Genomic DNA, 9,208 nt, shown 5'->3' with positions numbered 1-9,208 from the left:
CGCTACAAGTAGGCGACAGAATCCGAGTAAAAACCTGCAAGATGACGCTCAAAGCCTCGTTCTGTCTAGATGCAGCGTTCGCGTTGGCGCAAGCCTGCCGTAGGCACAGCGTCCTCTATGAGGAATCGTCAGGATAGTTGTAAAATCGTGCCATGAAAGCTTGAAATGCAGATGGAGCAAGCTTTCTGCTCTTAACATACTATTTTCGGGATTTGGTGCGTTCGGGTGAAAAGATATACTGGATAATGGTTTCAAGCATAATCCTGTTTTCAGTTCGTCTGTTGTTCACTCTTTACTAAGCTATTCGACCCGAACAGAATCTCAAAACGAGATATAATATCTACGTTAGGGTATTTAAAGTAAATGCACATCATCAGCCGAAAAAGACTGGTTTTATTCGCGCTGACTCATGCGGATTCAGAAGTTGCGCTCGATACTTGGTATAGAACTGCCAAATCTGCCGAATGGCAAAATCTAGTCGAACTCAGGGAAGCCTATCCATCTGCCGATTTGGTAGGAATCTATACGGTCTTCAACATCAAAGGCAACCACTATCGATTAATTGCCGAAATCAACTATCGTAGCGGGACAATTTTTGTCCGAAATATCCTCACCCACGCAGAGTACGACAAGGAGCAATGGAAGTCATGACAGTCTCATTGGATCGAGAATATGCAGCGTTGTTGGCAGAAGTTCGACCCAAGGCGATCGAAACTGAAGCAGAGAACGAACTATACTTAGCCGAAGTTACGAAATTGATGCGGCTAGGCGAGACATTATCCCCAGCACAAGAGCGGTTGCTCAAACTTCTAGTGAATTTGATTGAAAGCTTTGAAGATAAACACTATCAGCTCCAGCGGGCTACTCCTTTGGAAATTCTGACTGAATTGATGAGTCAGCGCGGGCTAAAGCAGAAAGATTTAGTATCGGTCTTCGGTTCTCAAGGAATAGCTTCAGAGGTACTCAATGGGAAGCGTGAAATTAGTAAAGCAACTGCTAAAGCTCTAGGAGAGTTTTTTAATGTTTCACCAGTATTGTTTTTCGATATTAGCGATCGTCGTTAGACAACGCGCTTTTCTTCGATGATATGTGGGTTGAGACCGATCGTTTAGTAATTGAGGTTAAATATGATTGCAGCACCAGCGCGTCTGCCCCGACTTACCCCCGAAGAGTACTTTGCTTGGGAACAGCAGCAAGAAATCAAACATGAGTACTTCGATGGCGAAGTCTTTGCTATGAGTGGTGGGACGACAGACCACAGTAGAATTGCCACGAATATTACTACACTAATCGACAATCATTTAGACGATGGTGATTGCCAAGTTTTTAACTCCGATGCCCGCATCAAAATTCAAGCATCTGAAAAATACGTTTATCCAGACGCGAGCGTGACTTGTGACGAGCGCGACCGACAAACACCTCAGTTCAACAGCTACCCCTGTACGATCGTCGAAGTACTCTCCCCTAGCACCGAAGCTTATGACCGAGGCAAGAAATTTAAACTCTATCAGCGATCGACTAGCTTAATTGAATACGTCCTCGTCAGTGCTGAAGAAATCGAAATTGAAGTATTCCGCAAGAACGAACGTGACAAGCGGGAAGTGACCAATTACGTTGCTGGTGATACTGTCGAACTAGAAAGTATCGGACTAACTTTTGAGATCGAACGAGTCTATCGTGGCATCGAATTTTGAGAAACTGCCAAATTTGTTACCCCAAGCCGAAATAAAAGAGGAAGGGGGAAAGGGTAAAGGATAAAGGTTTAGGCTATGGCGCGCCCTCAATTCCCTCAAATACCAACAGTTAACCCTTTTCCTCACCTTCCCCCTTCCGCTTTTCCCCTTACCCCTCACCCCTCACCATGTATCAGTACGAGTTACCCAGATACCTACCGACTGCTGACGAACTGCCCTGCTCCGACGATACTCCTGTGGATAACGAACTTCAAGAAATCATTCCTAGCTTGCTCAAGTCAATTTTACGAATCCTCTGGGACGAGCGGCTCGATTGGTTCTTCGGCATCGATATGGGTATCTATTCTCATCCAGAAAGACCCCCAATCGTCCCTGACGGCTTCTTGTGTCTGAATGTAGAGCGACACTATGACGAAGATTTACGCCTGAGCTACCTACTCTGGGAAGAGGAAATACCGCCCATTTTAGTCTTAGAAGTAGTCTCCAATAAACCAGGTGGCGAATACACGACTAAACTCGATGAATATGCCCGGATGGGCGTACTTTACTACGTCATCTACAACCCCAAACGTCGCCGCAAACCTCGACTAGAGATTTATAAGCTGATTCAAGGCAAATACGAGTTACAAGATGGCAATCCCATCTGGATGCCCGAAATTAGCCTCGGTATTGGCAGCGAACGTGCCAGCTTTGACAGGTTAACGCGGGAATGGTTGTATTGGTACGACGATAATAATCGACGCTATCCTACTCCTGACGAACAGATCGAACGTGCCGATCGCCTAATCGAACAAGAACGCCAACAAACCGAACTTGAACGCCAACGTGCCGATCGCCTAGCAGCAAAATTACGCGCTCTAGGCATCGAGCCTGATTAGTTTACCTGATGTTTAACTCCACCCTACTGAACCACATTGATGCCCTCAAAGCGAGGTTAGATCGCCTCTGCCCCCTACCGCCGGAATTGGTCGATAATTTGCGGGAAGTCTATGATATCCGCCTCACCTATCACTCCAACGCGATTGCCAAAGGCAGGTCTTCTCTCCGAGACGCTACGCGAACGACCAACGAAGGTAATACCCTTACCCAATCCGAAACCCAAATCGTCGTTGAAAAAGGGATAACCATCGGCGGCAAGCCCATCAAAGACCATCTCGAAGCGATTAACCACGTTGAAGCGATCGATTTTATCCGCGATTTGGCGGTGGAGGAACGAGCGATTACCGAATGGGATATTCGCCAGATTCATGGACTGGTATGCAAAGGAGAGCGCGGGGCGGGTGCTTACCGTACCGTCAATGTGATGGCAGCAGGGAGCAATTATCGCTATCCCGATGCGTTGGCGAAGCCTCCGCTTTGCGGAATCTTAGTACCAGAACTGATGCAGGGATTTGGTGAATGGCTGCAATCTGCGCCCGATCTGCATCCAGTCGAACTAGCCGCAGAGATCCACTATCGATTAGTGACGATTCATCCATTCTCGGATGGTAACGGACGTACCGCCAGACTGTTGATGAATCTGAGTTTACTCGGAACTGGGTATCCGATTGCGGTGATTAAAACTGAAGATCGTGCCATGTATATCAATGCCATTGTTGCTTGGCAATCCGACGGCGATGACACCGTGCTCAAGGAAACGATCGCTAAATGTGTTGAGTCTTCTCTGGTGGAAATCTTGAGTTTGGCAGGTGAGGGGTAAGTTATGGTAGAAATTGTCATTCAGAAAATAGTCTCTGTCACCGCTCCTGTCGTTGCTGCGGATAATCTCTGGGCAGAGTTTGGGCAGTTGAAAATTGCCGATAGTACCAGAAAACAGTACGTTAAGGCGATCGAGAATTTCAGTCAGTTCGCTTATAATGGCTCTGCGACTCCAGAGACGATCTCAGAGTTTCTAGCACTCGATCGATATGCGGCAATTGAGATGGTACTGCGGTATCGTCGTCACTCGATCGATAAAAACCTGGCACCCAGCACGATTAACGTCCGGCTGGCGGCGATTAAGCGCCTCGTAGATATGGCGCGGAAGCTGGGTGAAACTACTGTCGATCTGGGGGATATCGAGAGCATTCCCGCCGAAACTTATCGCGATACTAGGGGAATTTCGGTCGAACAGTTTAAATCGATGTTGGAGCAGATCGATCCGAGTACGTCGATTGGGATCAGGGATTATGCGATTATGCTGTTATTTTGGGGCAATGCGCTGCGGCGCGGGGAAATTGCCAGTGCTAATATCGAGGATTTTTTACCCCAGCAGCAGAAATTGACGATCTTAGGGAAGGGAAAACGAGCGAAGGTGGCGATCGACCTAACCGATAGTGTAAGTTATGCTTTGGAGGAGTGGCTGAATTTTCATCCCTGTAATGCGCCAGGACAGGCGTTGATTACTTCTTTGAGCCATAACTGTTATGGGGCGAGGATTGCTGGGGATAGTATCTATCGGATCGTGCAGGGTTATGCGGAGGCGGCGGGAATCGAGCGGCGGGTGTCTCCTCATCGTCTAAGGCATAGTTCGATTACAGCGTTTTTAGATGCTAGTGGGGGTAATCTGCGGGCGGCGCAAGCGTTGAGTCGGCATAGCAATCAGAATACGTTGAATTTGTACGATGATAATCGACGGCAGGAACAAAAGGGTGCATCTGGGATGCTGGAGGATTTGCTGGCGGGGAATGGGGATAAAAAGAGTGACTGATAATTTATTTGCTGGGATTTATTAGGAGAGAAACGCAGTTAATGTTTGATAAGCGATGTACAGATCGAGAGTAGTTTAATGATAAAGATCTGCTTTTGAAATCGTCAGCAATACTTTTTAGTGGCTACAAAAGTGAGTCTGTAGAAAATAGGTAGTACTATTTGTCAGTGAACTATGGAAAGATTTCTCTTTTTATGCGAAAATCTTCTTCAAAAGCGGGTTTCAAGTAATTCAAAATCCTTAACCTGGTTTTGGTTCCAACGCTACTCAACCCTCTAATAGCCCAGCTAAACGAATGAGTGTTCGGGAGTAAGCACTTAATTTCATCTTGATTTCATCTTCGCCAATTATGATGATTTTAAATGACAGTATGCTTAACCTCTAGCTATCATGTTTAATCTGATGAAAGAAAATATCGACCAAAACCGCAAATTAAACGGTATTCAAAAGGATCTTCGTCAAATCCAAGGAAATACTATTAGATATTTGAATAAAGACTACCAAACGTTTTTATTTCTGAAATTTAACGATTCTAAGAAAGGTCGCAATTGGGTTAGTCAAATAGCACCTGAAATTATGACTATTCAAGATGACAAAGGTTTTAGTAACCTGTTCAACATTGTCAAGCATCACAGTAGTAGAGAAGGACTTGGCAGAGCTACCTGGATAAATATTACCTTTACTCATAATGGTATAAAGGCACTAGAAATGAGCGATCTAGAGTTAGAGTTATTGCCAGATGATTTTAAAGATGGATTTGCAACAAGAGCCAAACTAGTTAGAGAGTTGAGTGCCAGTGCGCCCGAAAATTGGATAGAACCGCTGCTGGAATCCAAAGATATTCACGCCTTGTTTATTGTCGCTGCTGACTCTTTAGCAAATTTGGATAATCTAGTTGATGGTTATATTGAAAGTCCTACATTTGCGGCGGCAGCAACTATCATTTTTAGGATTGAGACAGGATACGTTTAACAACCTGAAAAATAGCTCTTAAAGCTTTGTATAGACTAATGTTAGAAATGCACAAACTTCAAGTGCCTTACCTCGATCGCGAAGTGTTGCCCGAACAGGTTGAATACTTAAAATACGAGCGATTATGCTCAAATCTGATTTATTTTTCCTCACGAACGAGCCTCTAACCATCTGAAACTAGACAATTTTATTCTGGTTAGATATCTTGCTCGGAGTGACTTTAATCGGTAGACTCACGGTAAATCTACTACCCAGATTTAGTTGACTATCGACTTGAATACTGCCATGATGTGCCTGGACGATCGCGTGTACGATCGCTAAACCCAATCCCGTTCCGCCTGTATTCCGCGAACGATCTGCTTGCACTCGATAAAAGCGATCGAAAATATGTGGTAAATCTGCCTCAGCAATGCCAATTCCATTATCTTGGATTGTAATAATTGCGTGACGCTCTGATGATTCTAAGCGAATTGTAACTACTCCAGCGGTAGGAGTATATTGAATGGCATTATGAATCAAATTGGCGATCGCTCGATATAACCTATCACTATCGCCCATGACATAGATTGGCTGTTTAGTGAGGATTTCTAAGCGGAGATCGATTCTCTTTTCGAGAGGCTCCGCTAACGAACTCGCTAGTGGAGCTAATTCTTCCTCTAAATCGCTGACTAAATCGTTCAAACAGCAGGTCTGAAACTGCATGGGTGATTGCTTCGCCTCCAACCGCGATAGCCATAGTAAATCCTCAGCTAAACGAGTGAGGTGGCGAACTTGACGCTGGGCAATTTCCCAATTAGTGCGAGTTTCCGGCTCGATTACTTCGACATCTAAAGCATTTTCTACGGCTATGCTGGTCACAGCTAGCGGTGTGCGGAGTTCGTGAGCGGCATCGGCGGTAAACTGCTGAATTTGCTGGTACGACTGGTAAATTGGCTCGATTGCCAAACCTGAGAGCCACCAACTGGCCCCGCCAATTAGTAACATTGCTAGTGGAATCCCAAAGATCAGGATTAGATGTAGACTACTCATGTATTCATCCAATCGATCGAAGGATTGGGCAACTTGAAGATAACCCCAGTCGCGATTGTCAATCGTTTTGAGTGGTAGTGTATGAAAGTGATAGCGTTCGCCACGATCGTCAGTAATAGTTTCCCAATCCATAGTTGGGATTTTATTCTCCCTTGGCAAAGCGAAGCTTCCGGTAAACTTGTGTTGTGTCGATCCCAAGGTCGCAATCGTTTGACCTTTTAAGTTCAACAATCGCAGACAGTAGCCTTGTTTTTTTGTCAGTTCGGCAATTTTAGAATGAGGTTTAACTGGCGAACATTCCTTGCCGACTACACACAGTCCAGGAAGTACATTCATCACAACAGAATTTACTATTTCCGGCTGTTGTAAAACAGCTTCCAGGGCATCATGTACGGTGCCAGCTAAAGTGTTTAATTCTCGATCGACCGTTCGGGCGAATGCTCTAATCATCACTAAATGAATCGCAGAGCCAGAGAGCAATGTAATTAAACCAATGACGAGCGCATAGGTGAAAGTTAGTTGGATACGGGTGCGATTGAATAGTCGATTTTGATGCACTTTTAACGATCGATAATTATCTATTTATTTATGAACGGAATTGAGGCGATATCCAAATCCGCGCATAGTTTCAATCGAACTCTCACAGCCTAGTTCGGTTAACTTTTTCCGCAATAGCCGAATTTGGGCGGCGACAACATTACTCGCCGACTCCGAATCGAGCGGCCAAATCCGATTGCGAATTTGGTCGCGGGTGAGGGTACGATCGGGATGTTGCATGAGATATTCTAAGAGTTGAAATTCCTTAGCGGTTAGACTTCCAGAGTGTTCGCGTCCCTGGCGATCGATCGTCACGATCGCATTATTATCATAGTCTAGTCGCAGATTTCCCACTTGCAATCGCTCTGCTTGAAAGACTTGGGCGCGGCGTTGCAGAGCGCGAAGTCTAGCGAGAAGTTCTTCCATTCCAAAGGGTTTGACTAGATAGTCATCCGCTCCAGCATCCAATCCGGTAATTTTATTCTCCATCCGATCTTTGGCAGTCAACATCAGGATGGGAAGAGTGTATTTTTCGGCTCGTAACCGCTGACAGATCTCGATTCCAGACATTTTGGGTAACATCCAATCGATAATTGCCAACGCATAGGTCGTTTCTCCAGCGGAGATGCTACGCAAACGATCGTTAGTTAAATATTCCCAGCCAGTTTTGCCATCTTCCGCCCAATCTACTACATATTGATGGCGAGAGAGGATTTTCTGAATGATGGCACCCAAGTCTGGCTCGTCTTCGATGAGTAAAATTTTCATAACTATACCGTAATCATCCCCTAATTAAGGGCACCTGAGTCTGGTTTGGATTCGATCGATAGAATCTTCATAACTACGATCGTCGCTTAACCAGATGAAATTGAGATGAAATCTCAGCTTGAATCATGATTTCATCTTAATTTCATCTCATCCCAATAGGATTGTCGTAAGGTCAACATTACAATTATTTCTAGCACTTATGAATTCCAAAGTTAAATTACTCGCTCCGATTGCTTTGATCTTAGGCGGGATTGGTTTCGGCTCCTTGGCGATTGCTAATTTAACAAACCAGAGGTCGAATTCAACACTCGCCCAAAATGGAGGGATGAACCACGGTGGCATGAATCATGGTTCTATGAAGAAGGGGGGCATGATGAATCATAGTATGGATATCGGCCCCGCTGATGCTAACTACGATCTGCGCTTTATCGATAGTATGATTCCCCACCATCAAGGGGCGTTAGTCATGGCGCAAGAAGTTCTCCAAAAATCCAAACGCCCCGAACTAATTAAACTGGCTAAAGGTATGATTGCCGAGCAGAAAAAAGAAATTGCTCAGATGCAGCAGTGGCGCAAACAATGGTATCCCAAAGCATCAGCGACACCGATAATGTGGCACGCCGCTATGAATCATGAAATGGCAATGACCGCCGAACATAAACAGTCGATGATGATGAGTATGTCTTTGGGTAAAGCCGATGCTGGATTCGATCGTAGGTTTCTCGATGCGATGATTCCCCATCATCAAGGTGCCGTGACAATGGGACAAGATTTATTGAAAAAATCAAAACGTCCAGAGATGAAAAAACTCGCTCAAAATATTATTAAGTCTCAACAGGCAGAAATCGCTCAGATGACTCAATGGCAGAAACAATGGTCTGCCAGTAAATAGTTAGTAAAATTTATTTGAATTAAGGTAATGGCTGGGGATATAAGCGATCGTTTATATCCCTTATTTAAATTTTGATAAAAGTCTGTTATGCCACGCCAATAACGATCGTGATTATCTGTGTCGTGTTGAAATACGGTTAAGGTCGCTCGCACGTTAAGTTACCTCAAAGTAAATTCGATCGATAAGACCTCAAAACAATAAACTTAGTTGTCTGACAGATCTCCGCACAACCTGGATTTGACAGCTAAATTTATCCAGTGTTGAGATCTTGCGCTCTCAGCACCTAACGCATATTTTGAAATAATTTACCAAATATGTCTAAATTTCACTAAAATTTCACACATCATTGCAATGATGTGTGCAGCAAGCTAATTCACGAAAAGTCAAGCACATGCGTTTTCATCGCTTATTACCCTTCGCTACTCTATGTCTAGCACTGACTACTATTGCAACTAGTGCTAGAGCACAGAGCCAAACTGAGAGTACTCTTCCCTACATCTATAGCAACTATACTTTTCCCTCCGCACGGGCTAGCATCGCTCGTCATACATGTAGCGACCCGCAATTATAAATCATCAAACCCGCAATCATCGCAAAATCGAACCCAGATTAACTGCAACTATCCGA

The 9,208-nt window shown here is 44.7% G+C and carries 10 protein-coding genes; 8 read left to right on the top strand and 2 right to left on the bottom strand.

What is annotated here, in order from left to right; genetic code table 11:
* Positions 1–363 precede the first annotated feature (363 nt).
* From C7B77_RS16305 to C7B77_RS16275, 7 genes are all read left to right on the top strand, one after another.
* Complete coding sequence (locus C7B77_RS16305) at positions 364–651, top strand: type II toxin-antitoxin system HigB family toxin (protein WP_106306941.1); 288 nt, start codon at positions 364–366, stop codon at positions 649–651.
* Positions 648–1,064: a helix-turn-helix domain-containing protein gene (locus C7B77_RS16300; RefSeq protein WP_106306944.1), complete on the top strand. Its 417-nt coding sequence runs from the start codon at positions 648–650 to the stop codon at positions 1,062–1,064. Before C7B77_RS16305 ends, C7B77_RS16300 begins: the two co-directional genes overlap by 4 nt.
* Before the next feature lie 63 nt (positions 1,065–1,127).
* A complete protein-coding gene (locus tag C7B77_RS16295) occupies positions 1,128–1,694 on the top strand; it encodes a Uma2 family endonuclease (protein ID WP_106306938.1) in 567 nt (188 codons plus the stop codon).
* A gap of 167 nt (positions 1,695–1,861) precedes the next feature.
* On the top strand, positions 1,862–2,572 hold the full coding sequence (locus C7B77_RS16290) for a Uma2 family endonuclease (RefSeq protein WP_106306935.1): 711 nt from the start codon (positions 1,862–1,864) through the stop codon (positions 2,570–2,572).
* A gap of 8 nt (positions 2,573–2,580) precedes the next feature.
* Positions 2,581–3,393 (top strand): Fic family protein, encoded by an 813-nt coding sequence (locus C7B77_RS16285; RefSeq protein WP_106306932.1) that lies wholly within the window; start codon positions 2,581–2,583, stop codon positions 3,391–3,393.
* A 3-nt stretch (positions 3,394–3,396) separates the two neighbouring features.
* Positions 3,397–4,383: a tyrosine-type recombinase/integrase gene (locus C7B77_RS16280; RefSeq protein WP_245894230.1), complete on the top strand. Its 987-nt coding sequence runs from the start codon at positions 3,397–3,399 to the stop codon at positions 4,381–4,383.
* 402 nt (positions 4,384–4,785) lie between these two features.
* Positions 4,786–5,355 (top strand): hypothetical protein, encoded by a 570-nt coding sequence (locus C7B77_RS16275; RefSeq protein ID WP_146138355.1) that lies wholly within the window; start codon positions 4,786–4,788, stop codon positions 5,353–5,355.
* Between the two features lie 177 nt (positions 5,356–5,532).
* On the opposite strand, the gene rppB is transcribed toward C7B77_RS16275, so the two are convergent.
* Both rppB and rppA read right to left on the bottom strand, forming a co-directional pair.
* Positions 5,533–6,942 (bottom strand): two-component system sensor histidine kinase RppB, encoded by a 1,410-nt coding sequence (gene rppB / locus C7B77_RS16270; protein WP_106306925.1) that lies wholly within the window; start codon positions 6,940–6,942, stop codon positions 5,533–5,535.
* Between the two features lie 24 nt (positions 6,943–6,966).
* Positions 6,967–7,689: a two-component system response regulator RppA gene (rppA, locus tag C7B77_RS16265; RefSeq protein ID WP_106306922.1), complete on the bottom strand. Its 723-nt coding sequence runs from the start codon at positions 7,687–7,689 to the stop codon at positions 6,967–6,969.
* 199 nt (positions 7,690–7,888) lie between these two features.
* Between rppA and C7B77_RS16260 the strand changes: the two genes are divergently transcribed.
* Positions 7,889–8,581, top strand: coding sequence for a DUF305 domain-containing protein (locus C7B77_RS16260; RefSeq protein ID WP_106306919.1), 693 nt, complete (start codon positions 7,889–7,891; stop codon positions 8,579–8,581).
* Positions 8,582–9,208: the final 627 nt, after the last annotated feature.

Origin of the sequence: Chamaesiphon polymorphus CCALA 037 (assembly GCF_003003845.1) — a bacterium.
GTDB classification, from domain to species: Bacteria; Cyanobacteriota; Cyanobacteriia; order Cyanobacteriales; family Chamaesiphonaceae; genus Chamaesiphon; species Chamaesiphon polymorphus.
Note: the sequence above shows the minus strand (reverse complement) of the source record. Positions and strands in the feature narration are given on the sequence as shown.

Bases quoted from the DNA above. Each gene is read 5' to 3' on its own strand.
- C7B77_RS16295 (WP_106306938.1), top strand. From the start codon at position 1,128: ATGATTGCAGCACCAGCGCGTCTGCCCCGACTTACCCCCGAAGAGTAC.
- C7B77_RS16280 (WP_245894230.1), top strand. From the start codon at position 3,397: ATGGTAGAAATTGTCATTCAGAAAATAGTCTCTGTCACCGCTCCTGTC.
- C7B77_RS16275 (WP_146138355.1), top strand. From the start codon at position 4,786: ATGAAAGAAAATATCGACCAAAACCGCAAATTAAACGGTATTCAAAAG.
- C7B77_RS16290 (WP_106306935.1), top strand. From the start codon at position 1,862: ATGTATCAGTACGAGTTACCCAGATACCTACCGACTGCTGACGAACTG.
- C7B77_RS16300 (WP_106306944.1), top strand. From the start codon at position 648: ATGACAGTCTCATTGGATCGAGAATATGCAGCGTTGTTGGCAGAAGTT.
- rppA (WP_106306922.1), bottom strand. From the start codon at position 7,689: ATGAAAATTTTACTCATCGAAGACGAGCCAGACTTGGGTGCCATCATT.
- C7B77_RS16260 (WP_106306919.1), top strand. From the start codon at position 7,889: ATGAATTCCAAAGTTAAATTACTCGCTCCGATTGCTTTGATCTTAGGC.
- C7B77_RS16305 (WP_106306941.1), top strand. From the start codon at position 364: ATGCACATCATCAGCCGAAAAAGACTGGTTTTATTCGCGCTGACTCAT.
- C7B77_RS16285 (WP_106306932.1), top strand. From the start codon at position 2,581: ATGTTTAACTCCACCCTACTGAACCACATTGATGCCCTCAAAGCGAGG.